This window comes from Pseudomonas monteilii NBRC 103158 = DSM 14164 (assembly GCF_000730605.1).
GTDB lineage: Bacteria > Pseudomonadota > Gammaproteobacteria > Pseudomonadales > Pseudomonadaceae > Aquipseudomonas > Aquipseudomonas monteilii.
The window spans coordinates 20,671-42,845 of record NZ_BBIS01000012.1 but is presented as its reverse complement, the minus strand read 5'-3'; the positions used below and the strand labels follow the sequence as shown (position 1 = coordinate 42,845).

Sequence of the window (22,175 nt, the reverse complement as noted above, 5' to 3'; positions counted from 1 at the left end):
CGCCGAAGCCGCCCATGCCAGTTCCATGCAGACCGACGCCTGCGCGCGCAAGGGCACAGAAGTGGTGCAGCAGGCGGTGCAGGTAATCGAACAGATTTCCCAGGAGCTAAACGACGCTGCACGCAGCATCGATGCGGTCAGCAAGCAATCGGATGTAATCGGGCAGATCGTGCTGACCATTCGTGGCATCGCCGACCAGACCAACCTGCTGGCCCTGAATGCCGCGATCGAAGCCGCCCGTGCCGGCGAGCACGGGCGAGGCTTTGCGGTGGTGGCCGATGAGGTGCGTAACCTGGCGGCGCGCACCAGCAAGGCCACCCTGGAGATTGTCGATGTGGTGCGGCAAAACCATGACCTGTCGCTACTGGCGGTAGCCAGCATGCAGTCGAGCCTGAACCGCACCGGTCACGGTGTGGCGCTGGCAAACGAGGCCGGTACGGTGATCATGGAAATCCAGCAAGGCTCACGGCACGTGGTGGATGCCATCAGCCAGATCAGCTCGACGCTGCAATTGCATTGAGCGCATCGCGCATTTCGTCAAGCAGGGCTTGCAGGCTGGTTTGCAGCAGCGCGCGCTGCTCGACCGTCGGCAGCCCCTGTGCGTGGGCGAGCTCGATGGCTTCGCAGTCCTTGACCACGGTGCGCACCCTGATCATCTTGGCGCCACCCTTGATGCGATGGGCCAGGGCCCGCACGGCTTCGTCGGCGGCGTCTGGTGCCAGGGCACGCAAGGCGGCTAGGTCTTCGGCGACGCTTACCGAAAGTTGTTCGAGCAAATGCCGCGTCAGCTGTTCGTCGTCCTGGGTCAGGTGGCGCAGTTCAGCCAAGTCGAACCCGCTATGGCGTGTTGTCGGTGTTTTTTGTTGCTGAGGGCGGACCTGGGGTAGATGGGCCTTTAACGAACGTAGGCCAATCGGTTTGAACAGGCATTCGTCCATGCCGCTGGCCAGGCAGCGGGCGCGTTCCTCAGCCTGGGCATTGGCTGTAACGCCGAGAATCCTGCACGCTGGCAGGCCGCACTCACCCTCCAGGCTGCGAATGCGCCGGGTCAGTTCGTGGCCATCCATGACCGGCATGCTGCAATCGGTAATCACCAGGTCGAAGCGCGCGGCCTGCCAGTGCGCCAAGGCGATTTCGCCATTGTCGGCCAGGGTCACGCGATGCCCCAAGGTATGCAGTTGCCGCTCCAGCAACAGCAGGTTGGCGGGGTAGTCGTCGACCACCAGAATGTTGAGTGGGCTGCTAGTGCTTTCATGTGCTGGCGGGTCCTGCTCGGCCTGTACCGGTGCTGCACATGTGGGCAGTTGCAGGCAGACTTGCACCCGGGTGCCGACGCCTTCCACGCTCTGCAGGCTCAAGGCGCCGCCCATCAATTCGGCGAGGGTACGGCTGATGACCAACCCCAGGCCTGCACCTTGGCGGGCCCTTGGGCCATCGGCCTGAACAAATGCATTGAAAAGGCGGGCCTGGTCGGCAGGGCCGATGCCGATACCGGTGTCGCGCACATTCAGCTCGATTGCCAGAATGCCCTGACCGGCAACCTTGGGCAGCAGCAGGCTCGCCTGCACTTCGCCACGGTCGGTGAACTTGATGGCGTTACTGACCAGGTTGGACAGAATTTGCTTGCATCGTAGCGGGTCAGCCAGCACCCAGACCGGTTTTGCCGGCAGTTCGCCGTGCAGGTGCAGGCCTTTGGCCCGTGCATTGCCCTCGAATACCCGCAGTGTGGCGCGCACCAGCTCTACCAGGTCGATGGGCACTGGCTGCAGGCTGAGGTGGCCGGATTCGATGCGGGAAATGTCGAGAATGTCGCCAATCAGTTCAAGCAGGCCAATTGCTGAGTCGTAAGCGGTCTGCAAGGTCTGGGTGTCGCAGCGGCCGCCACGGCTGTCCTCCAGTGCCAGTTCCAGCAGGCCGATCACGGCATTCATCGGGGTACGGATTTCGTGGCTCATGGTGGCCAGGAACGTGCTTTTGGTCTGGCTGGCCTGTTCGGCGTCGTCCTTGGCCTGGCGCAATTGCTCAAGCAGCCCGCGGCTCAGCGCCAACTGTGCCTGCAGCGCGTGCTGGGCCTCTGTACGCTGGTTGATCAGCTTGCGCAGGTAACTGTTCCAGAATATGACGCCGGCCAGCAGCAGGGCCGACAGCACCAGCACCTGCAAGGCCAAGGTGCGGTAGTCGCGCCAGGGGCTGTCGCTGACCAGGGTGCTGGTACGCCAGCGATTGATCAGTTGATCGAGCTCTTCAGGCGGAATGCTCAGCAGCGCCTTGTCGAGAATGGCCTGCAGCTGGGGCTGGTCGGCGGCGACGGCGAAGGCGGCAACGGCCGGTTCGTCGTCGAGGACGCTGGCGATGCGCAAGCGGTCCTTGAAAACATGGCTGATGTAGTAGGCAGCATTGATATGGCTGCTAAGGGCAACGTCGGCGGTACCGTTGGCCACGGCCTCCATCTGGCCGAGCGGGTTGTCCACTTCGACTATCTTGGCCTGCGGGTAGCGCTGTTGCAGTATGGCCCGTTGCGGTGAACCACGCACCAGGGCGATGCGCTTGCCGTTCATGGCCTTGGCTTGTGCGGGAGATTCGACGTCGCTGCGGGTGACGAGCACGCGTGGGCTGACCAGATAGGGGCGGGTGAAGCGCAACTGCTTCAAACGGTCAGCACCATAGCCCAGCGCCCCGATCATTTGCGCCTCGCCTCGGGCCAGGCGGTCCACCATGGCCTGTGCTGAAGCACTGTCGACGGGTGTGAACTGCAGCCCCGTGCGCAGCGAGATCTGCTTGAGCAGGTCGAGGGTTATGCCACTGGGGCGATGCTGAGCGTCGTTGAAGGTCAAGGGGGCCAGCGAGGTATTGACCAGCACACGGATGGTGGGGTTGGCGGCGATCCAGGCCTCTTCTTCTGCGCTCAAGGCAGAGAGATGGCGCTGCAGCAGCAGGCTAGTGTTACCGCTGCTCCAGCGGCGCAGGATGTTCAGGCGTTCGCTTTCACTGATGCGCGCCAGCGCCTTGTCGACCAGACGGTGCATGCGTGGGTTGTCATCGGCCAGGGCAAAGGCAAAAGCCCCGGGGGCCACCTGGCAGAAGTGATCGATTTTGAGCGTGCCCTGGTAACTCCTGCCAATCAGAAAGTCGGTGCTGATGGCATCGCCCAGGTACGCATCCGCCTCGCCCAGTTCGACGGCCGCCAGCCCGGCTTGGGTCGAGCGGTACAGGCTCAGTTGCGCTTTGGGGTACAGCGTTCGAACGGCAGCGGCGGGCAGATAATGATCGACCATGGCCAGGCGCAGGCCGGCGAGGTCAGGTGTGTCCTTCAGGCTGTGCCCCTTGCGGGTGACGATGACCGGGAGGTCGTCAGCATAGGGGGTGCTGAGGCTAAGTTGAGCGTCAGCCGCCTCGAAGGCATTGGAGCTGCCCAGCAGGTCGATGCTGCCCTCACGCAAGGCTGTAATCGCTTCGTGGCGGCTGTCGTAGCGCCGTACCTCGACGGGAATGCCCAATTGCTCGGCGATAATCCCGGCGTAATCGGCGCTAAGGCCTTCGTATTCGTGCTGACTGACGTTGATTTCAAACGGTGGATAGTCGGGCCGAGAGCTGCCCAGTACCAGGTGCTGGCGGCGCTGCAGCCACTGCCGGTCTTCGCTGGACAACGACAGGGGGGCGGCGGCACTGGCCGACCGGGCCAGCAACTGGCGGGGTTCGCTGCTGGCCAGCAGATCGGCCGAGGCGAGTAAGCCGGTAGCCAGAAAGACGCTCGCCAGCAGGCGCTTCATGGTGTGCAAACGCTCAATAAACGCTGTTGCGTTTGGCCAGGTCGACCATTTCTACCAGTGATTCAGTCTTGAGTTTTTCCATGATGCGTCCCCGGTAGGTACTGATGGTCTTGGCGCTGAGGTTCATGCAAGTGCCGATATTCTTGTTGTTCTCGCCGCGCGCCAGGCGCCGCAGTACTTCCATCTCCCGGTTGGAGAGGCTGGCCAGGCGCACGGGCTCGCTTTCCAGCGAATTGCTGTTTACCGACATCTGCGGAAAGGTCGAATAACCTTTGATCAGGGCCTTGAGGGCAAACAGCAGTGCTTCGTGGTCTTCTTCCTTGGTGACGAAAGCGCCGATACCAGCATCCAGGCAGCGTCGCACGTACAGGTCGGTGGCCTGGCCGGTCAATACCATGATCTTCGGCACCGGCTCCAGGCACTGCAGGCGCTTGATGACTTCCATGCCGTCCAGCCCAGGCAAGCCGATATCGAGAATGACGACGTCCGGGCGCAGTTCGCGGGCCACCTGCGCCACTTCACTGCCATTGCCAACTTCGCCGACGACATGGAAGCGCTCGCGTTCAAGCAATATCCGCAAGGACACCCGGACGATAGGGTGGTCATCGACGATCAGCACGGTTGTCATGGGGAAAACTCCTGTCAGGATGTGGTCCGCTTCCTGGATCACTCAGGAATACGTCTGCAAGTGGGTTAATCGGAAGCGCTGCAAGATACGACCAATCCCGAAGTTTGGTAATGCCGAGTATAGAAGTGTTGAAATCACCCGCACTTGTTGTTGAAAAATCCTACAAAAAGCGGGAAAGATATCACCCTGTCAAAGCGGTGATGCCGGTTTTCCTCCGGTCGGTCAGACGCAGGCCGCATGCGGTTTGTTTACGCGCTGGGCTGAGGCGGGGTTGTTGGCCAACGCCCGGTCGACCCGCGTCGGGCGGGCCACCAGTTGGCCGGAGCAGTTCGGGCAACGGCCCTGGAAGCGGCTTTCGGCGCAGGTGCGGCAGAAGGTGCATTCGAAGGAGCAGATCAGCGCGTCGGGGCTGTCGCCCGGCAGGTCGGTATCGCAGCACTCGCAGTTGGGGCGTAATTCCAGCATGGGCGTAACTCCTGTTCGCAGGCGGGAACCCGGAGTCTGCTACGCCCGTGGCAAGCCTGGCAATGCTCAGTCGGCAGGGCGATACAAGTGGGCATGGCCGGCACGGTATAAGGCCGACTCGGCGAATGGCGTGTCCCCTAGCACATGGCCAACCAGGATCAGTGCCGTACGCCGGAAATCTTTGGCCGCCACGCGTTCGACGATATTGCCGAGGTTGCCACGCACCCAGTCCTGGTCGGGCCAGGTGGCACGATGCACCACCGCTACCGGGCAGTGCGTGCCGTAGTGTGGCAGCAGTTCTTCGACAATGCGCGAGAGGTGCTTGACCCCCAGGTGAATTGCCAGGGTGCTGCCATGGCGCGCCAGGTCACCCAGCTGTTCGCCCGGCGGCATGGGCGAGCTGTCGCCATAGCGGGTGAGGATCACCGTTTGCGCCACCTGCGGCAGGGTCAGTTCGCAGCCGAGCAGGGCGGCGCTGGCTGCCGTGGCGGTGACCCCGGGGATGATCTGGTAATCGATGTCCAGCGCCTGCAGGTGGCGGATCTGCTCGCCGATGGCGCCGTACAGGCTAGGGTCGCCGCTGTGTACACGGGCCACATCCTTACCCTGTTCGTGGGCGGTGCGCATGGCGCTGACAATCTGTTCCAGATGCAGTTCGGCGCTGTTGATCACGGTCTCGGCCTGATGGCCTTCGAGCACGGCGGCGGGTACCAGTGAGCCGGCATAGATAATCACCGGGCACTGGCGAATCAGCCGTTGGCCCTTGACCGTGATCAGTTCCGGGTCGCCGGGACCGGCGCCGATGAAATAGACCGTCATGGAAAGTCCTTGCAGGAAAGAAGGGGAAGCGCTCAGCCTGCCAAGGCGAGGGTCGCCGGGCCAAGCACCTGGCGGGCCAGCAGCAACCTGGCCGTGCCAAGGTGCTGGCTGGCCAGGGCCAGTGCCGCGCTCTCGGCCACACCCCAGCAGCCACTGTGGGCATGGGCGGCGGCGGAGCGGTGGCTGAGCAGGGGTTCGTAAGGTTGCAGTTGCACGCTATGGTACAGCACCAAGGGCAAACCGAGGCGATCAGCCAGCTGTAGCAAGCCAGGTTCTTCGGCCTTCAGGCTGATGCTGGCGATACCGCGCAGGTCGGCCAATGCCAGGCCCTGGTTGTCCAGGGCCTGGTCCAGCAAGCGTTGCAGGGTATCCGCCGGGCAACCCCGGCGGCAGCCGAAGCCGGCGTAGAGGAGCGGCATCAGGCCCGGCTGGAACGGCGGAACAGCCATGCGCTGAGCAGGCCCAAGGCCAGCCAGAAGGCGGCGTTGGTCAGCCAGGAGGCCACTTTGAACTGTGTTTCCAGTGCATCGGGGGCCAGGCTTTCATGCACTTCGGGTTGTGGTGCGCCAATCACATGGGGGATTACCAGCAGCACGGCGCCCAGTGCTTTCAGCAGCCAGTGGCGAGCGAACACCAGCAAGGCCAGGCCCAGTGCGGTGGCACTGGCTGTGCCGATCCACCAGGCCTGGCGTTGCCCCAGGTCGGCGGCTGCCGTACCGGGCAGTTCGGGTGGCAGGCCCAAGGTCGGGGCAAGACAGAACACGGCGAAGCCGGCCAGGCCCCACCATGCACCCGTGCCGGCGCGCGTCGGTTCACGCAGGCTGTACAGGGCGGCGAGGATCAGGGCGAAGCCGACCGCAACCACCAGGTTGCCGCCCGTAGTGGACAGCACACGCTGCCAGCCGTCTTCCGGCGACCAGGCTTCGGCGCTGTGCTCATGGGCGGGCACCTCGCTGCCATGCTCGTGGTGGGCGACAGGGGCCGAGGACTCGTAGGTTTCCGCCTCAAGAATCAGCGGGGCGACCCAGAAGCTTTGCAGCAAGGTCAGCAACAGGGCCGCAAGCAGCCCGCTGAAGCCCGAGGTACGGGCAATGCGCGTGATCATCAGGCGTACTCAGTGGCAGGGGAAGGCGGCGCTGTGGCGGGTGTCGTGGGCGGCGTTGTGCACGGCCTCGATGTGCGAGAAACCGGCAAAGTACACCAGGCACAGGCCCAGCAGGCTGGCGCCGACGGCGATGACGATGCGCTGGCTGAGGGTGACAGGCGTGGCAAGGCTGTGTTGCTTGGCGCTGGTGACGGGCATGACGCGTTCCTCTGCTTTTTGTGGGCAATGGGCAAGCGCGGCAGCCCCGAGCGTAGTCGCCCAGGGGAATGCAACAGCGCCCGCCCACCGCGGAGTGTTCATGAACGCCAGGCCGGTCTCCGGGCTTGCGAGGAGGAGCAGGGCTCCTGGAAAGCGTCACCTTCCCATGCCGCATTACAAGGGCACAGTGGTACAGACGCTTCGCTCGCTTACCGTTGCGGGGGCAGCACCGGAATTGTCCGGCCCTGTTGGAGGGCCTGCGACGCACCGGTTTCCCGTTTCACCCCCAAGGGGGCACCTGAACGTGAGGCATAAGGAGAGCATGAGGCGAGCGTTGCGTCAATTGCCAGGCTTTATTTACAGGGTGTTTCAGGGGGAAGCCGCTGCCCAGCGTGCCGCCACCGTTTCGCTCACCTAATCGCTTGATTTGGTTGCGGGTAGTAAGTCTTTAGTCGGTAAACATCTTCAGATGAGTCGTCAGGTAAGCGCCTGATTCGCATAGAAATCTTAGTAAGGTAGCCATCTTCCTGGGGTATCCATATGGTCGTATCAATCGTGCCGCTGGCAGCCCTGACGACAACCGTGTTGTCGTTAGCAAATATTTGCGGAAAAGCGGTCTTCCCTAAGTTGCAGGCAAGAAAGGTGATTTTTCGGTAATCCTGTGGGTTTATATTATGTGCTAGCATCCAGTCTCTAAGTTGTGCTGGTTTTTTATTGGTTCCATCTATGGATATGGTTTCCCCTTGCCCATGTGTAAAAAACACTGCCTTGGGTTTGCGGAATAGATTGTTAGTCGTTTTATAAAGTCCGTCACCATCCTCTCCCCAACCGTAGATTTTCTTTAGCCCTTGGTACGAATTATTTTTCCTGCCAAAAAAACGCGCAAGGCTAGCGTTGCCGCCGGGGTCGGATCGATTAATCGGATCATTGAGTGCATAGACGTATGCGTTGACTCCCCCTATACCAAACGGACTTACCCTGTCAGGGCTCGTGAATCTCATCAATGTTGAAAGCCAGCGATAGCCTGCCCCTAAGGCGTACAGCTTGCTTACTTCATACCAGAGATATCCATTGAACCCCAGCGGTAGGTTTTTCACTCCACTGCCAAAGCCATAAGCTGTGTATGCTATCGGTTGATTATCTCTGGAGTTCATCACTCGCAGAGGCGAGTGCATACTATCAATAGCGATCAGGTCGGAACGAACTGCGCCACCATGCTGTAGGGCAAGCAATTGGCGATCCTGCGCCATTATACGAGGGGCTTTGGTGGAGTACATTAAGGTCGTGGGGAATGTAGACTGGTAAAAAAGTAGCATTCGGTGAACTCCCGTATTTCACAATACTCTCCTAGCCTCTCTGTAAGCTTGCAACTGGTAAAAATATCAGGTCGCGGGAATGGTATTGAGGCGGGCGCAATGCAGGCGCATGTCGTTTCTGTGTGATTTGTGCTCCGTAGGGGGCTCTTGCCGACAGCACATGTGCCCCTCACGCGCTCTCGCGGGCAATCAACTCGCACGCCAACAGGTTCAGCCGCTGTACCTCACCGTCACACGCCAGCACACCCAGGTGCTGCAGCACCCGCAGCGCCGCCACTTCGCCAATCTCCCGGGAGGGCGGGCGCAGGGTGGTGAGGCTGGGCAGCAGCATGTTGGCAAAGGGGTAGTCGCCAAAGCCGACAATGGCCATGTCTTCAGGCAGGCGCAAGCCGGCGCGCTGGCCTGCCAACAGGGCGCCGGCCGCCAGGTTGTCATTGGCGAAGATGATCGCCTCGGGCCGTGGATTACGGCGGATCAACGCTTCCATCGCCTGCTTGCCCGCCTCGAACGGCGCGCAGTCTGCCGAGGGCACGAACACCCAAGGCTCCAGCCCGGCTTCACCCAGTGCCTCGACATAGCCGTCGCGCCGCTCCAGCGCACTTAGGTCGCCGGCTGCACTGTTTTGCACGAACGCGATGCGCCGATGGCCCTTCTCCAGCAGGTATCGGCAGGCCTGTACACCCACTTGGTGATGAAGGAAGCCCACCTGCAGGGGCGCCCGCTCCGGGCGGTAATCCCAGATTTCCACCACAGGCACATCTGCGTCGGCCAGCATCTTTTCCGTGGCCGGGCTGTGGAAATGGCTGGTCACCACCAACGCCGCCGGTGACCAGCCAAGAAACGCCCGCACCGCGCTTTCTTCCTGCGCTTCGCTGAAGTAGCTGGACGCCAACAGCAACTGGTAACCATGCCGGCTGAGGGTATCGCTGAAGGCCTGGATGGTCTGGGCGAAGATCGGCCCGGAAATGTTCGGGATCACCATGCCCACGATGCGTCCGCGCGCCGAGGCCAACCCCCCGGCGACCAGATTAGGGACATAGCCCAGCGCTTGTACAGCAGCCTCGATACGTTCACGCAGCGGCGGTGAAACCTGGTCTGGCTGGTTGAAGTAGCGCGACACGCTGATGGCTGAAACCTCAGCAGCCCGCGCCACCTCGGCGAGGGTGACACGGCCTGCGCCGCGTCGCTTGCGGGGGGGATCCTTGGCCTGGCTCACCGGGCTGCCTCCTGTGGAAATGGCCCGATGGTAGCGCTAACGGATCAGCGATTGGCAAATAGCTTTATTGCATATAAATCTGACTTTTAAGTATTTGACGTGCTAAACGATGGCCACAGATACTTGCTCATGTTAGCGCTAACAAGCGCTGCTGTTGGCAAGCGCCTGCCACTCGCACGAGCGAGACCAGACAACCACAGCAACTTCGTGTCGGCCCCGTCAATGGGGGCCTGGTCTGGTTTCCCGAGGCAGTGAGCACCATGCAGAAAAACCGTACACCTTTTCCCGCTACGCAACGCCGGCCGTTGGCCGCAGCCATCCTGCTGGCCGTTTTCGGGCAGGGCGCCCAAGCAGCCGAGCCTGCTGAAACGGGGGCTGCGCAGGCCACTGCGCTGGGTGCGGTTACCGTGACAGCCACACGCCGCGAAGCCACATTGCAGGAAGTGCCGGTGGCAGTGTCGGTGATTGATGGCGAGCAGTTGGAGCGAGACAACCGCAACAACGTGGCCAGCATCGTCCAGCAGGTGCCTACCCTCAATTACCGCGCCGGGGCCTCGAACAAGGACACCTCGTTGTTCATTCGTGGCGTGGGCACCATTTCCACCTCGCCGGGCGTAGAGCCTACCGTGGCCACGGTGGTCGATGGCGTGGTATTCGGCCGCCCGGGCCAGTCGACCTTAGACCTGCTCGACCTGGAACGTATCGAGGTGCTGCGCGGGCCGCAGGGCACACTGTTTGGCAAAAATGCCTCGGCCGGCGTGCTGAATGTGGTCAGCAAGGCCATCCCTGAACAGACCCAAGGTTATGTAGATTATTCGCACTTTGGTGGTGGCGACGAAAACCGCCTGCGTTTCGGTATTGGCGGGCGCCTGAGCGAGCAGTTCAAGGGGTCGTTAAGCACCCTGTGGGGCGACTATGACGGCAATGTCGAGAACGTTGCCAATGGTCACGACGTCAATGGCTACGAGCGCAAAGGCGCCCGCGGCAAGCTGGAGTTCGAGCCCAACGAAGACCTGCGCCTGACTCTGATCGCCGACTACATGAAAGGCGAAGACACCTTGCCCAGCGGTGTGATCACCAGCGCCAGCGCCGCCTTCGCCAACCAGTTGCGTCCGGTGACGCCAAGCGCCCACAACCGCGACATCAACAGCGACTTCAAGACCCACGTCGAGGACGAGAACCAGGGGCTGTCGGCGCAACTGGACTGGCAGTTGGGCGACTACACCCTGACGTCGATCAGCGCCTGGCGCGGCTGGGACAACACCCAGTACCAGGACGGAGACCGCCGCGCCTTGCTGCCACTGACCGCGTCCCACGACAAAGGCACGGTGGACTATGACCAGTACAGCCAGGAGTTTCGTCTGACCTCGCCCAAAGGGCAGTTCAACGAATATGTGCTGGGAGCCTTCTACATGCATGGCACGTCCAGAGAGACCTACCAGCGCCTGTCGGTCAACGGCGGTGTTGCCAACAGTGGCCGTGCCGATTATTCCACCACCAACGACAGTGTCGCGCTGTTCGGCGAGAACACGTTCAATTTCACTGACGACTTGCGTGCCATTTTCGGCCTGCGCTGGACCCACGACGACCTCGAATACGATCACCGCCGCGTCTCCACCTCGGCCACTTCTGTAACCGGCATTCAGCCCTCTACCGCCAGCTCGGGGTCGGTGGATGAGGACGGCTGGAGTGGGCGGACCGGCTTGCAATACGACTTCAGCGACAACCTGACCGGTTACGTCACCTATTCGCGCGGCTACAAAGGCCCGGCCTACAACGTATTCTTCAACATGCAGCCGCGCGACACCGAAGCGCTCAAACCCGAGACCTCCGATGCCTATGAAATCGGTTTGAAAAGCACGGCGCTGGACAATCGCCTGACCGCCAACCTGGCCGTATTCCACACCGACTACGACAACTATCAGGCCAACTTCTACGACACCGTGGCCAACCAGGTGGTGACCCGCCTGGTCAACGCGGGCAAGGTCAAGACTCAGGGTGTGGAGCTGGATGCCAGCTTCCAGGCCACCTCGCGCCTGAAGCTGTCGACCGCCGTGGCCTACACCAAGGCTCGCGTCGATCACTTCAACTGCCCGGCGGGTGCAGCCGCCAGCTGCAACATCGATGGCGGCCGCTTGCCGTTCACGCCGGACTGGAAGACCTACCTGCGCGCCGATTACGTGATCCCGCTGGACAACGGCCTGGATGTGGAACTGAGCAGCGATTACAGCTGGCAGGACGCGGTGCAGTTCAGCCTCGACCAGAACCCGAACACCGTGCAGGGCGCCTACGGCATCTGGAACGCCAGCATCGCCCTGGCCGACTACAACGACGGCTGGCGCGTGGCGCTGCTGGGCAAGAACCTGGGCGACAAGTCGTATGCGCAGATGCTGGCCAGTGGCGGTGACTACATCTACCGCTCGGTACCACGCGATGACGGGCGCTACTTCGGCGTGCAGCTGCGCAAGGATTTCTGAATCTGTGGCTTTTCGGACCAAGGAGAACACTATGCCCCGCCAAATGAACCTGGGTGCCTTTCTCATGGGCACCGGTCACCATGTGGCTGCCTGGCGCCACCCGGACGTACCCGCCGACCCGCTGGATTTCGCCACCTACAAGCGCACCGCACACATCGCCGAAGCCGCGTGCTTCGATGCTTTGTTCGTCGCCGACAGCGTGGCTGCGCCCAGTGACGCACTCGCCAGCCACAGCGCCCGCTCGGTGTACTTCGAGCCACTGACGCTGCTGTCGGCACTCAGTGCTGTTACCGATCGCATCGGCCTGATCGCCACTGCCACCACCAGCTACAACGAGCCGTACCATGTGGCACGCAAGTTCGCTTCCCTGGACCACCTGTCCGCAGGCCGTGCTGGTTGGAACCTGGTCACCTCCGATGCTGCCGCCGAGGCCGGTAACTTCGGCCGCCAGGCGCATATTCCACATGCCGAACGCTATGCCCGTGCCCGGGAATTCCAGCAAGTGGTGCAAGGCCTGTGGGACAGCTGGGCCGATGACGCGTTCGTGCGTGACAAGGTCAGTGGCCTGTTCCACGACCCGCAAGCCGTGCGGGCCATCGACCATGTCGGCGAACACTTTCGTGTTAAAGGCCCTCTCAATGTCGCCCGCTCGCCACAGGGGCGACCGGTGCTGGTGCAGGCCGGTTCGTCCGAAACCGGCCGCGAACTGGCGGCCCAAAGCGCCGAAGTGGTGTTCACCGCCCAGCCCAGCCTGGCACGCGCACAGGCCTTTTACGCCGACCTCAAGGGCCGCCTGGCCCGCCATGGGCGGGATGAGCAATCGCTGAAGATCATGCCCGGCGTGTTCGTGGTAGTGGGGCAAAGCCAGGCGCAGGCCGAGGACAAGTACGAACAGTTCCAGAAACTGGTCGACCCGCGTGTCGGGGTTGGCCTGCTTGGGCGCATGCTCGGCAACTTCGACCTTTCCGGCTACCCGCTGGATGGCCCGTTGCCCGAGTTGCCGCCGACCGAAGACGGCCAGCGCAGCCGCCAGCAGTTGCTCACCGAACTGGCCGGCAACGAGCAGCTGACCCTGGCCCAACTGGGGCGGCGCATTGCCGGTGGGCGAGGGCACTACAGCCTGGTCGGTACCCCGGTGCAGATTGCCGATGAGCTGCAAGCCTGGTTCGAAGGCAACGCCGCCGATGGCTTCAACGTGCTCGTGCCGCACCTGCCCCTGGGCCTGGAAGACTTCGCCCGCTATGTAGTGCCCGAGTTGCAGCAGCGTGGGCTGTTCCGCCGCCAGTATCAGGGCCACACCCTGCGCGAACACCTGGGCTTGCAGCGCCCAGCCAACCCTTACTTTGCCGAACGAGGCCAACCATGAGCTACACCGCCAACCCCGAGCGCTATGCGCGCATGCCTTACCGACGTGTAGGCCGCAGCGGCCTGGTGCTGCCGGCCCTGTCCCTGGGCTTGTGGCACAACTTTGGCGATGCCACGCCCATCACCGCGCAGCGTGCCTTGTTGCACACCGCCTTCGATGCCGGCATCAACCATTTCGACCTGGCCAACAACTATGGCCCGCCCTATGGCAGCGCCGAGACCAACTTCGGCCGGCTGCTGCGTGAAGACCTGCGCAGCTACCGCGACGAGCTGATCATTTCCAGCAAGGCTGGCTGGGACATGTGGCCGGGGCCATACGGGCAGGGCGGCAGCTCGCGCAAATACCTGATGTCCAGCCTGGACCAGAGCCTGGCAAGGCTGGGTCTGGATTACGTCGACATCTTCTATTCGCACCGCTTCGATGCCGACACGCCGCTGGAAGAAACGGCGATCGCGCTAGCCGACATCGTGCGCCAGGGCAAGGCGCTGTACATCGGCATCTCGTCCTATTCCGCCGGCAAAACCGCAGAAATTGCGGCATTGCTCGATGAGCTGAAGGTGCCGCTGCTGATCCACCAGCCGTCGTACAACTTGTTCAACCGCTGGATCGAGCGCGACCTGCTCGATACCACGGATGCCTTGGGTGCCGGGGTGATCGTATTCACAGCGCTGGCGCAGGGCTTGCTCAGCGACAAATACCTGAATGGCATCCCGGCCGACGCCCGGGTGAACCGCGCGGGCGGGGGTTCTTTGCTACCCCAGCACTTGTCGGAAGCCAACATCGCCCGTGCACGCGCCCTGAACGACATCGCCCGTCAGCGTGGCCAGAGCCTGGCCCAACTGGCGCTGGCCTGGACACTGCGTGACCCACGGGTGACCTCTGCCTTGATAGGTGCCAGCCGGCCCGAGCAGGTCATCGAGAACGTTGCAGCGCTCGACAACCTGGTGTTCAGCGCCGAAGAGTTGGCTGCCATCGACCAGTACGCCGTGGAAGGCGGGATCAATCTGTGGGAAAAACCCTCGACCGACTGGAAGGAGTGATCGATGCGCGTGCTACGCCTTGCCATGCTGTTGTGGGTGGCCCTGGCCGGAGCGGCCCAGGCTGCAGACCCGGCTACCTTGCGTATTGGCTATCAGAAGGGCTCGATCAGCCTGGTGCTGGCAAAGCAGCATCGTCTGCTGGAGCAGCGATTTGCCAATACCCGCGTTGAGTGGATCGAGTTCCCGGCCGGCCCTCAGATGCTGGAGGCGTTGAACATCGGCAGCCTCGATATCGGCTCGACCGGTGATATCCCGCCGATCTTCGCCCAGGCTGCCGGTGCCGACCTGTTGTACATCGGTGCCGAGCCGGCCAAGCCCCGGGCCGAGGTGATTCTGGTGCCGAAAGACAGCCCGATCAGCGCAGTGGGCGAGCTCAAGGGCAAGCGCATTGCCCTGCAGAAGGGGTCCAGCGCGCACAACCTGCTGCTGCGTGCCTTGGCCAAGGCGGGGCTTGGAGTTCGCGATGTTCAGCCGGTGTACCTGGCACCCGCCGATGCCCGGGCGGCGTTCGAGCGGGGCAGTGTGGATGCCTGGGCGATTTGGGACCCGTTCTACTCGGCCATCGACCTGGAGGGTAAGGCGCGGCTGTTGGCGGACGGCCAAGGGTTGGGGCTGATCGGGCCGTTTATGCTGGGCTCACGGACCTACGTCGAAGCCCATGGCGCCTTTGTCGGCCAGTTGCTCGATGAAATCAGCCGGGCCGAGGCGCTGACCCGCAGCGATGAGGCTGGGAGCATCCGCTTGCTGGCGCAGTTCATGGGCTTGCCGGAGGCGGTGGTGCAGCGCAGTTTCAGCCACCGGCCGGCATCACCGGTGCTGCCGGTGAGTGATGAAATCGTGGCGGCGCAGCAGCGCACGGCGGCGTTGTTTTTTGACAACAAGATCCTGCCAAAACGGGTCGACATTGCCGGAGCGGTGTGGCGGCGGGAATGAGATAGCTGCTAGACACTGGGGGCTGCAAAGCAGCCCCCAGTCCGTTCACCCTTGGGCAAACGCCGTCAGCTTCTCGCCATCCAGCCGGTAGCGCACCCACTCATCCTGCGCCTCGGCACCGAGCTTCTCATAGAAGCCGATCGCCGGCTCGTTCCAGTCCAGCACGCTCCATTCCAGGCGGCCACACTTGTTTGCCACCGCTTCGCGGGCAATGTGTCGTAGCAGTTGCCGCCCGGCACCGTCGCCTCGCTGTTCGGGAGTCACGTACAGGTCTTCCAGGTAAATGCCGTTGCGCCCGAGCCACGTCGAGTAGCTGTAGAAGTACACGGCAAAGCCGACTGCCCGGCCATCGCGCTCGCACATCAGGCTGTGCACCGTGCTTCCCTCGCCAAACAGGCTGTGCTCGATGTCGGCAAGGGTGGCGACTACCTCGTGGCGGGCGCGTTCGTATTCGGCCAGCTCGGTGATAAACGCGAGGATCTGCCCGGCATCGGAACGAACGGCAGGGCGAATGGTGAGGCTCATGGTGACGGCTTCCTTGATCCAGGTTTGCAGTACAGTGATGTGTATTCACAAAATTTAATGCAACTGTACAGGTCGCAGGGAAGGGCGACTCCGATAGTGTGACAGCACCTATAACGAAAGTGGAATGCCCGCCATGCTTGCCTCTGCCGACCTGCTGACCGCCTTCGTGCTGTTTGCCTTCGTGTCTTCCATCACCCCTGGCCCCAACAACACCATGCTGCTGGCCTCGGGGGTGAATTTTGGTGTGCGCCGCTCAATCCCTCACGCCCTGGGCATAAGCGTCGGCTTCATGGTGATGGTGCTGGCCGTCGGCCTGGGCCTGGGTGAAGTGTTCAAGGCCTGGCCGCCGCTTTACACCGTGTTGCGCTACACCGGCGCCGTCTACCTGCTTTACCTCGCCTGGAAGATCGCCACCTCCGGGCCGGTCGGCACGGCCTCGTCCAGCACCCGAAAACCGCTGGGTTTCTGGGGGGCGGCGGCGTTCCAGTGGGTCAACCCCAAGGCCTGGGTAATGGCAGTGGGGGCGATCACCACCTACACACCCGCGCAAGGCTATGTAACGAACGTGATTGTGATCGCGGCCTTGTTCGCCTTGGTCAACCTGCCCAGCGTCGGCGTGTGGGTGATGTTTGGCAGCGCCTTGCGCAATCTGTTGCAGAACCCCCGCTGGCTGATGCTGTTCAATGTCCTGATGGCCTTGTTGCTGGTGATTTCACTGTACCCGCTGCTGTTTGTAGAATCAGCGTTTTCCTAGCCCCGCGAGTACAGCAAACCGATGCAGTTGATTCCCTGGTCCCACGAATGCGCCGAAGGTTTCACCCTGCGTGGCTGGCGAACCCCGGCCAGTGGCAAGCCGCTGCTGCATTTCTTGCACGGCAACGGTTTCTGTTGCCTGGCCTACCAGCCATTGCTGATGGGCCTTGGCGAGCATTTTGACCTGTGGCTTTGCGACGTTCAGGGGCATGGTGACAGCGATCACGGCGGTGTGTTTCGGGGGTGGAACCGTACAGCCGAGCTGGCAGTGGAAGCTTTTCAGGCCGGGCGTGGCGAGTATGGCGATGTTCCCCGGTTTGCCGTGGGCCACAGTTTTGGTGGCGTGCTCACCGGGCTGATCCTGGCCAGTGAGCCGCAACTGTTTGCCCGTGCGGTGCTGCTTGACCCGGTACTGTTCAGCCGGCGCATGATCGGTGTGATGGGGGCGGCTGCTCTGGTTGGCCTGCACCAACGCCATGCTCTGGCGCGCAAGGCTGCCAGCCGCCGCAGCCACTGGCCCGATCGCGAGGCAGCCCTGGCATCGCTGAAAGGGCGGGGCATTTTCAAGGGCTGGGCCGATGCGGCGCTGCGGGCCTATGTTGAACATGCCATCGGTGATTGCGGTGATGCCGTGGTACTTAAGTGCCGGCCCAGCCGGGAAGTGGAAATTTTCAGTTCATTCCCCAAGCGCATGTGGGCAAACCTGGCCGCAATCACTACGCCCACGCGCGTGTTGTATGGCGAGCATACTTATCCCTTCGTGCCGCACTCAGTGAACCGTCTGGCGGCGCTCAACCGCACCGTGACTGCACAGCAAGTTGCGGGTGGGCATTGTTTCATGCAGGAAGACCCGGCTGCGGCGGTCCAGCAGGTGCTCGCCTTCTTGCAGGGCTAACTGTTCCATGTATGGAACGATGCATGCCAATTCCGCTGGCTACCGCCAGATTGCCATCATTGATAAGGTTAACTCAGCCAAGAGAGGAGCCTTCTCATGAAACAGATCCTGGGTATCCACCGCAGCCCGCACGCCCATTGGGTGGGTGACGGCTTCCCGGTGCGCAGCCTGTTCACCTACGACAACCTGGCCAGCCGAATCAGTCCATTCCTGCTGCTGGACTACGCCGGGCCCCATGACTTCACCCCCACCAACGCACGGCGTGGCGTTGGCCAGCACCCGCACCGCGGCTTCGAGACGGTCACCATCGTCTACCAAGGGGAGCTGGAGCACCGTGACTCCACGGGCGCTGGCGGCCTGATCGGCCCTGGCGACGTGCAGTGGATGACCGCAGCCAACGGCATCATTCATGAAGAGTTCCATTCCCCGGCCTTTGCCCGCAGTGGCGGTACGCTGGAGATGGTGCAGCTGTGGGTCAACCTGCCGGCGCGAGACAAGCGTGCAGCGGCCGGGTATCAGACGTTGCTGGCGCAGGACATCCCTGAAGTCACGCTGGACGGCGAGGGCGGTAGCTTGCGGGTAATTGCCGGTAGCTACCGTGGGCATACCGGCCCTGCGCGGACGTTTACCCGCTTGGATGTATGGGACCTGCGACTGAACGCCGGTGTGGCCCTACAACTGCCGCTGGCCGCCGGGCGCAACGCGGCGCTGGTGGTGTTGCGCGGTAGCGTGCAGGTCAACGGTGAACGCGAAGCCGGGCCATCGAGCCTGGTGCTGCTGGACCGAGGTGGCGAGGATGTAACTGTCGAAGCGCTGGAAGGTGCCAGCGTGCTGTTGCTCAGTGGCGAGCCTATCGATGAGCCGATCGTCGGTTATGGCCCGTTCGTGATGAACAGCCAGGCGGAAATTGCCGAGTCGTTCGACGACTTCCATGCCGGGCGGTTTGGGCACATGCAGGACGAACGTGGTAGTGCGGCGCACTGAGCGGTAGCCCGCCCTCATGAACGCTGCCAATACCACCCGTCGCCAAGTGTGCGATTGCGACCGAACACACGGCCCGTGCTGGCAATCATCCACTAAGGTGCTAAAGGATTCCCAGCATCATCATTGCCCGGGCGCATGGATGCCTGCCCGGGCATGCGCAATATCAATTGGCGCCTCGCCTCACAAGGGCGTAAATCCACACAACAGGCCATCCCACAGAGAGGGTCGTACCATGTCGTTGATTGGAGTTTCGATGCTAGAGATGCGGCAGTTGATCGAGCAGGCCTGCTTGCCTGATCGCTGTGAAGTCAGCTGCCTGGATGGCACCAACCTGACCATCCGCCTGGGTCAGGGTCAGAGTCTCGACGAGGGCGTGACCCTGAGTGGGGTCCCGCTGCAAAACCTCAACAGCTGCCGTGACCTGGTCCACCTGGTGGAGCAGCTGCACGCGCTGCGTGACAGCCCCCCGGTGCCACTCAAGGCCATTGCCTGAGTGATCCGGTGTACACCTGGCCGGCTTGAGCTGGCCGGGTGTATTTGCGTTATCCGCCTTACTGCAGCTCCAGCAACAGGTTCAAACCACCATCCCCGCACTTGCCTTGGTCACGTACGACCCCGTGATAACTGCGCCCGTCCCAAACGAACGCCACGCTGTGGGCCCGGTCGACCTTGTCGGGCAGTGGCGGACAAATGTGCAAACGCAACGCTGGCCGGCCCTGCAGGTTGAGGGCGGCGAGTTGGCACTGGCACTCCACGCTTTGCGCCACCGGGCCAAACAGGGTGTCGCGCACGTAATCGAGTTGCAGCGAGGCATTGGGTGCACGACCGGGCATTTTCATGAGCGTGCGGCCGGTGAGTCGTGCGGGGGCATCGGGCAAGGCAAGTACGGCATGGCAGGCTCCTGAGTGTGAGAACGCGGCTTATCCTTTGAAGCTTGCCAAACCAAGATGTTCAACGTGTTTCATGCACGTTCATCGTGTTTGTGTCAGCCACCGGCCTTGCGCAAGGTGAGGTTGATCCGCCGCTCGCCCATGCGCGGATGGATGCCGGGCTTGATGGGCTGCACGCCGTGAAAGCGCAAGCGGTCTTCGCCGCCCCAGATCAACACATCGCCATGGCTCAGGGGTACGCGCTGGGTCTTGTCGGCGCGCTGCAGGCCCCCAAGCAGGAACACGGCCGGTAACCCCAGCGACACCGACACGATCGGCTGGCCGAAGTCCTGCTCGTTACGGTCCTGGTGCAGGCTCAGGCGGGTGCCGGGCAGATAATGGTTGACCAGGCAGGCGTCGGGGACAAAACCCTCGAAACCGGCTATTGCCGCAGCGCGGGCGGCCAGGCTCAGTATCACCGGGGGCAAGGCGGGCCAGGGCTTGCCGCTGAGCGGGTCGGTGGCGCTGTAGCGATAGCCGTGTTCATCACTCACCCAACCCAGCGTGCCGCAATTGGTCAAGGCTACGGCCATGTGCAGGCCTCCCGGTGTGCGCATGTGCCGGAACGGCGCGGCGCGCAGTACCGGGCGCAAAGCGTCCAGCAGGGGTTCGATTTCGCCCAGCGCGAAGCCGGGCAGCAGCACGGTATGGCTGGCCAGGCGTTGTGGCTGAGGGCCGAACAGGTCGAGGTCGGACTGGATCATGGCACTGCACATGTTCAAGGGTTACGGCATTGTATCCCGGCATGTGCAATCGAGAAAAAGGAACCGCGGCACCAGGGAGAGGAGCACCGCGGTTCAAGGGGGGAGTCGTTTACTTCTGGGTCACGGTGGCCAGGTTCGCGCTGCCCAGCTGGGTGATGGTGGCGGTTTGGGCGATACCGCTCTGGTCGACGTACGCCTTGTTGCCCTGGCCTCCCTGGGTCACATAGGCGACGTTGATGCTGTCAGTCTGCTTGATGGTGGCTTCGTTGCCGCTACCGTACAGCTGGTTGGTGTAGCTCTGGTTGTTGTAACCGGACTGGTCCAGCGTGATGGTGTTGCCAGTCCCCTGGCTGTTGCCGTAGGCGTAGTTGTCGGTACCGCGCTGGTCGGCGATCAGGATGTTGTCCGTACCGTTCTGCTCGAAATACAGCTCGTTGTTGCTGTCGGCCTGCTTGGTTTGCATCTGGTTGCCTTTACCTGTCTGGGTCAGCGTGGCCAGCTGGTCAGATCCGTTCTGGGTCAGGTTGACGCCGTTGCCGTTACCGTTCTGGTTGATGGTGGCGTTCTGATTGGTGCCGAACTGGCCGCCCATCTTGGCGCCTTTCCAGTTGCTGGCGGTGATACTGTTGCCATTGCCTTTGGTATTGATGGTCAGGTTGAGGTTTTCACCATTCTGATAGGTGAAATGCAGGTTGTTGTTGCCCGTCTGGGTGATGGTGGTGGTCGAGTTGTTGGTCTCGAACTGGTCCGACCAACTGGCGTTAGCGTTGCCTTGCTGCAACAGGCTGACCTTGTTGTTCATGCCAAAGCTCTGGTCGATATAGCCTTCGTTGGACTGGCCGGTCTGGACCACGGAAGCCTGGCTGCCAATCTGGGTGTCCTGCCACACTTCAACCGAGTTGCCGCCACCGTACTGGCCAATGCCAATGGTGCCACCGGTGCCTTCGCGCTGGTCGCCGTAAGCCCAGTTGTCGTGGCCATCCTGGTAGACCTGGATGTCGCCGTCGACATGGTTCAGGTGCTCGGCGGCGGCATAGTTGTCCTGGCCGGTCTGGTTGACGGTACTGCGGTTGTTGCTGCCTCCGAAGGTCTGTTCGATGAAAGCCTCGTTGCGCTGGCCGGATTGCCAAGTGGTGGCTTTGCTGCCTTCCTGGCTGTCCTGCCACACGGTGGATTTGTTACCGACACCTTGTTGGGTTTGCAGCGATTCGTTGTTCAGCCCCACCGACTGGCTGGCGAAAGCATCGTTGTAGCTGCCTGCGGCTTGCTGTTTGATCTGGCTGCCATTTTCGAACAACTGCTCGGCATAGCCCGCGTTGTACTGGCCGGTGGCACTCTGCTGGATATCGCTGGTACTTTCGGTTTGCACGGCCAGGTGATTGTGGCCCTTGCCGGTCTGGTTCTGGGTGGCCGAAGCGAAGGACGCCTGGGTCTGGCTGACTTCGGCGATGTTTTGCTTGCCGTCCTGGGTCTGGGACGAGGTGCTGTCAGCAGCCATGGCCTGACCAGCGAGGGCCAGGACGATAGCGGCACTTAACGGAGCGAGCTTGTACATGGTGGTGCCTCCAGGTCTATCGGTATTGGGTGATCTGCACATGCTGGCCATTGCCGGTCTGGGTCACGGAGCTGTTGAGGCCCGAGCCGGACTGCACGATGCTGGCGCTGTTGTCGTTGCCGATCTGCTCGATGGCTGCACTGTTGCCGCTGCCGCTCTGGCGGATCGATGCGCTGTTGCCATTTCCCTGTTGGCTGATGCTGGCCATCAGGTCACTGCCTTCCTGCAAGATGTACGCTTCCTGCGCACCGCCGGCCTGGACGATGCGGCCCAGCAGGGCCTGGCCGTTCTGGTCGAGGGCGGCGCGGTTGCCCGCCCCTTGCTGCTCGATCACCGCAGCCTGACCGGCACCGACCGGTAGCAGGCGGATGATCACCGGGTCGCCGAGGTCGTTGCCGGGCGCAAGGTCGGCATTGTCCATCAGGTCGTCGGCCCAGCTGGCCTGGCCCACGAGGGCCAGGCTGAGCAGCAGTGGATACAGGCGTTTCATGGCGTTT

General features: G+C 62.4%; 23 protein-coding genes and 1 riboswitch. Of the genes, 9 read left to right on the top strand and 14 right to left on the bottom strand.

What is annotated here, in order from left to right; genetic code table 11:
• Window positions 1–25: 25 nt before the first annotated feature.
• A complete protein-coding gene (locus PM2_RS32015) occupies window positions 26–520 on the top strand; it encodes a methyl-accepting chemotaxis protein (RefSeq protein ID WP_373446710.1) in 495 nt (164 codons plus the stop codon).
• Here PM2_RS32015 and PM2_RS07245 read toward each other — a convergent pair.
• The 9 genes from PM2_RS07245 to PM2_RS07210 form a co-directional block, all read right to left on the bottom strand.
• Entirely contained in the window at window positions 495–3,770 is a 3,276-nt protein-coding gene (locus tag PM2_RS07245; protein ID WP_028698895.1) for a transporter substrate-binding domain-containing protein, read from the bottom strand. The genes PM2_RS32015 and PM2_RS07245 overlap by 26 nt on opposite strands.
• 13 nt (window positions 3,771–3,783) lie before the next feature.
• Complete coding sequence (locus PM2_RS07240) at window positions 3,784–4,398, bottom strand: response regulator transcription factor (RefSeq protein WP_016714024.1); 615 nt, start codon at window positions 4,396–4,398, stop codon at window positions 3,784–3,786.
• 222 nt (window positions 4,399–4,620) lie between these two features.
• Window positions 4,621–4,863: a DUF1272 domain-containing protein gene (locus tag PM2_RS07235; RefSeq protein WP_016714025.1), complete on the bottom strand. Its 243-nt coding sequence runs from the start codon at window positions 4,861–4,863 to the stop codon at window positions 4,621–4,623.
• A 66-nt stretch (window positions 4,864–4,929) separates the two neighbouring features.
• Complete coding sequence (gene cobM / locus PM2_RS07230) at window positions 4,930–5,682, bottom strand: precorrin-4 C(11)-methyltransferase (RefSeq protein ID WP_028698896.1); 753 nt, start codon at window positions 5,680–5,682, stop codon at window positions 4,930–4,932.
• Window positions 5,683–5,714: 32 nt separating this feature from the next.
• Window positions 5,715–6,101: a cobalamin biosynthesis protein gene (locus tag PM2_RS07225; RefSeq protein WP_028698897.1), complete on the bottom strand. Its 387-nt coding sequence runs from the start codon at window positions 6,099–6,101 to the stop codon at window positions 5,715–5,717.
• Window positions 6,101–6,787 (bottom strand): CbtA family protein, encoded by a 687-nt coding sequence (locus PM2_RS07220; protein ID WP_028698898.1) that lies wholly within the window; start codon window positions 6,785–6,787, stop codon window positions 6,101–6,103. Before PM2_RS07220 ends, PM2_RS07225 begins: the two co-directional genes overlap by 1 nt.
• A 9-nt stretch (window positions 6,788–6,796) precedes the next feature.
• Window positions 6,797–6,985: a CbtB domain-containing protein gene (locus PM2_RS07215; protein ID WP_016714029.1), complete on the bottom strand. Its 189-nt coding sequence runs from the start codon at window positions 6,983–6,985 to the stop codon at window positions 6,797–6,799.
• Between the two features lie 93 nt (window positions 6,986–7,078).
• Window positions 7,079–7,302, bottom strand: a riboswitch (cobalamin riboswitch).
• Window positions 7,303–7,395: 93 nt separating this feature from the next.
• Window positions 7,396–8,217 carry an RHS repeat-associated core domain-containing protein gene (locus PM2_RS29835; protein WP_232866175.1) on the bottom strand — a complete coding sequence of 274 codons (822 nt, stop codon included), beginning with the start codon at window positions 8,215–8,217 and terminating at the stop codon, window positions 7,396–7,398.
• Window positions 8,218–8,470: 253 nt separating this feature from the next.
• On the bottom strand, window positions 8,471–9,517 hold the full coding sequence (locus tag PM2_RS07210; protein ID WP_016714030.1) for a LacI family DNA-binding transcriptional regulator: 1,047 nt from the start codon (window positions 9,515–9,517) through the stop codon (window positions 8,471–8,473).
• A gap of 260 nt (window positions 9,518–9,777) precedes the next feature.
• Here PM2_RS07210 and PM2_RS07205 point away from each other — a divergent pair, with 260 nt between their 5' ends.
• Genes PM2_RS07205 through PM2_RS07190 form a run of 4 tightly spaced genes read left to right on the top strand, consistent with a single transcriptional unit; the run spans window position 9,778 to window position 15,333 of the window.
• Window positions 9,778–11,994 carry a TonB-dependent receptor gene (locus PM2_RS07205; protein ID WP_028698899.1) on the top strand — a complete coding sequence of 739 codons (2,217 nt, stop codon included), beginning with the start codon at window positions 9,778–9,780 and terminating at the stop codon, window positions 11,992–11,994.
• 31 nt (window positions 11,995–12,025) lie between these two features.
• Entirely contained in the window at window positions 12,026–13,360 is a 1,335-nt protein-coding gene (locus PM2_RS07200) for an LLM class flavin-dependent oxidoreductase (RefSeq protein ID WP_028698900.1), read from the top strand.
• Window positions 13,357–14,400 (top strand): L-glyceraldehyde 3-phosphate reductase, encoded by a 1,044-nt coding sequence (mgrA, locus tag PM2_RS07195; RefSeq protein ID WP_016714033.1) that lies wholly within the window; start codon window positions 13,357–13,359, stop codon window positions 14,398–14,400. The genes PM2_RS07200 and mgrA overlap by 4 nt, the downstream gene beginning before the upstream one ends.
• A 3-nt stretch (window positions 14,401–14,403) precedes the next feature.
• Window positions 14,404–15,333: an aliphatic sulfonate ABC transporter substrate-binding protein gene (locus PM2_RS07190; protein WP_028698901.1), complete on the top strand. Its 930-nt coding sequence runs from the start codon at window positions 14,404–14,406 to the stop codon at window positions 15,331–15,333.
• Between the two features lie 45 nt (window positions 15,334–15,378).
• On the opposite strand, the gene PM2_RS07185 is transcribed toward PM2_RS07190, so the two are convergent.
• The gene (locus PM2_RS07185; protein ID WP_016714035.1) at window positions 15,379–15,858 is read right to left on the bottom strand and encodes a GNAT family N-acetyltransferase; all 480 of its coding nucleotides are present in this window, start codon (window positions 15,856–15,858) and stop codon (window positions 15,379–15,381) included.
• 124 nt (window positions 15,859–15,982) lie between these two features.
• Here PM2_RS07185 and PM2_RS07180 point away from each other — a divergent pair, with 124 nt between their 5' ends.
• The 4 genes from PM2_RS07180 (at window position 15,983) to PM2_RS07165 (ending at window position 18,983) form a co-directional block, all read left to right on the top strand.
• Complete coding sequence (locus PM2_RS07180; RefSeq protein WP_019099248.1) at window positions 15,983–16,612, top strand: LysE family translocator; 630 nt, start codon at window positions 15,983–15,985, stop codon at window positions 16,610–16,612.
• A 21-nt stretch (window positions 16,613–16,633) separates the two neighbouring features.
• Window positions 16,634–17,506 (top strand): alpha/beta fold hydrolase, encoded by an 873-nt coding sequence (locus PM2_RS07175; RefSeq protein ID WP_028698902.1) that lies wholly within the window; start codon window positions 16,634–16,636, stop codon window positions 17,504–17,506.
• A 96-nt stretch (window positions 17,507–17,602) separates the two neighbouring features.
• The gene (locus PM2_RS07170) at window positions 17,603–18,490 is read left to right on the top strand and encodes a pirin family protein (protein WP_028698903.1); all 888 of its coding nucleotides are present in this window, start codon (window positions 17,603–17,605) and stop codon (window positions 18,488–18,490) included.
• Window positions 18,491–18,722: 232 nt separating this feature from the next.
• Window positions 18,723–18,983, top strand: a complete 261-nt coding sequence (locus PM2_RS07165; RefSeq protein ID WP_028698904.1) for a DUF1652 domain-containing protein — start codon at window positions 18,723–18,725, stop codon at window positions 18,981–18,983.
• Window positions 18,984–19,041: 58 nt separating this feature from the next.
• Here the strand turns inward: PM2_RS07165 and PM2_RS07160 are convergent, their stop codons facing one another.
• The 4 genes from PM2_RS07160 to PM2_RS07145 all read right to left on the bottom strand — a co-directional run bounded on the left by PM2_RS07160 (window position 19,042) and on the right by PM2_RS07145 (window position 22,168).
• Window positions 19,042–19,329, bottom strand: coding sequence for a hypothetical protein (locus tag PM2_RS07160; RefSeq protein WP_016714040.1), 288 nt, complete (start codon window positions 19,327–19,329; stop codon window positions 19,042–19,044).
• A gap of 146 nt (window positions 19,330–19,475) precedes the next feature.
• The gene (alkB, locus tag PM2_RS07155) at window positions 19,476–20,123 is read right to left on the bottom strand and encodes a DNA oxidative demethylase AlkB (RefSeq protein WP_028698905.1); all 648 of its coding nucleotides are present in this window, start codon (window positions 20,121–20,123) and stop codon (window positions 19,476–19,478) included.
• Between the two features lie 109 nt (window positions 20,124–20,232).
• Window positions 20,233–21,678 carry a curlin gene (locus PM2_RS07150; RefSeq protein WP_028698906.1) on the bottom strand — a complete coding sequence of 482 codons (1,446 nt, stop codon included), beginning with the start codon at window positions 21,676–21,678 and terminating at the stop codon, window positions 20,233–20,235.
• A 16-nt stretch (window positions 21,679–21,694) separates the two neighbouring features.
• Window positions 21,695–22,168 (bottom strand): curlin, encoded by a 474-nt coding sequence (locus PM2_RS07145; RefSeq protein ID WP_016714043.1) that lies wholly within the window; start codon window positions 22,166–22,168, stop codon window positions 21,695–21,697.
• Window positions 22,169–22,175: the final 7 nt, after the last annotated feature.

Excerpts from the sequence above, each read along its gene's own strand:
- PM2_RS32015 (WP_373446710.1), top strand. The coding sequence starts at position 26 with ATGCAGACCGACGCCTGCGCGCGCAAGGGCACAGAAGTGGTGCAGCAG.
- PM2_RS07245 (WP_028698895.1), bottom strand. The coding sequence starts at position 3,770 with ATGAAGCGCCTGCTGGCGAGCGTCTTTCTGGCTACCGGCTTACTCGCC.
- PM2_RS07240 (WP_016714024.1), bottom strand. The coding sequence starts at position 4,398 with ATGACAACCGTGCTGATCGTCGATGACCACCCTATCGTCCGGGTGTCC.
- PM2_RS07235 (WP_016714025.1), bottom strand. The coding sequence starts at position 4,863 with ATGCTGGAATTACGCCCCAACTGCGAGTGCTGCGATACCGACCTGCCG.
- cobM (WP_028698896.1), bottom strand. The coding sequence starts at position 5,682 with ATGACGGTCTATTTCATCGGCGCCGGTCCCGGCGACCCGGAACTGATC.
- PM2_RS07225 (WP_028698897.1), bottom strand. The coding sequence starts at position 6,101 with ATGCCGCTCCTCTACGCCGGCTTCGGCTGCCGCCGGGGTTGCCCGGCG.
- PM2_RS07220 (WP_028698898.1), bottom strand. The coding sequence starts at position 6,787 with ATGATCACGCGCATTGCCCGTACCTCGGGCTTCAGCGGGCTGCTTGCG.
- PM2_RS07215 (WP_016714029.1), bottom strand. The coding sequence starts at position 6,985 with ATGCCCGTCACCAGCGCCAAGCAACACAGCCTTGCCACGCCTGTCACC.
- PM2_RS07205 (WP_028698899.1), top strand. The coding sequence starts at position 9,778 with ATGCAGAAAAACCGTACACCTTTTCCCGCTACGCAACGCCGGCCGTTG.
- PM2_RS07200 (WP_028698900.1), top strand. The coding sequence starts at position 12,026 with ATGCCCCGCCAAATGAACCTGGGTGCCTTTCTCATGGGCACCGGTCAC.
- mgrA (WP_016714033.1), top strand. The coding sequence starts at position 13,357 with ATGAGCTACACCGCCAACCCCGAGCGCTATGCGCGCATGCCTTACCGA.
- PM2_RS07190 (WP_028698901.1), top strand. The coding sequence starts at position 14,404 with ATGCGCGTGCTACGCCTTGCCATGCTGTTGTGGGTGGCCCTGGCCGGA.
- PM2_RS07185 (WP_016714035.1), bottom strand. The coding sequence starts at position 15,858 with ATGAGCCTCACCATTCGCCCTGCCGTTCGTTCCGATGCCGGGCAGATC.
- PM2_RS07180 (WP_019099248.1), top strand. The coding sequence starts at position 15,983 with ATGCCCGCCATGCTTGCCTCTGCCGACCTGCTGACCGCCTTCGTGCTG.
- PM2_RS07175 (WP_028698902.1), top strand. The coding sequence starts at position 16,634 with ATGCAGTTGATTCCCTGGTCCCACGAATGCGCCGAAGGTTTCACCCTG.
- PM2_RS07170 (WP_028698903.1), top strand. The coding sequence starts at position 17,603 with ATGAAACAGATCCTGGGTATCCACCGCAGCCCGCACGCCCATTGGGTG.
- PM2_RS07165 (WP_028698904.1), top strand. The coding sequence starts at position 18,723 with ATGTCGTTGATTGGAGTTTCGATGCTAGAGATGCGGCAGTTGATCGAG.
- PM2_RS07160 (WP_016714040.1), bottom strand. The coding sequence starts at position 19,329 with ATGAAAATGCCCGGTCGTGCACCCAATGCCTCGCTGCAACTCGATTAC.
- alkB (WP_028698905.1), bottom strand. The coding sequence starts at position 20,123 with ATGATCCAGTCCGACCTCGACCTGTTCGGCCCTCAGCCACAACGCCTG.
- PM2_RS07150 (WP_028698906.1), bottom strand. The coding sequence starts at position 21,678 with ATGTACAAGCTCGCTCCGTTAAGTGCCGCTATCGTCCTGGCCCTCGCT.
- PM2_RS07145 (WP_016714043.1), bottom strand. The coding sequence starts at position 22,168 with ATGAAACGCCTGTATCCACTGCTGCTCAGCCTGGCCCTCGTGGGCCAG.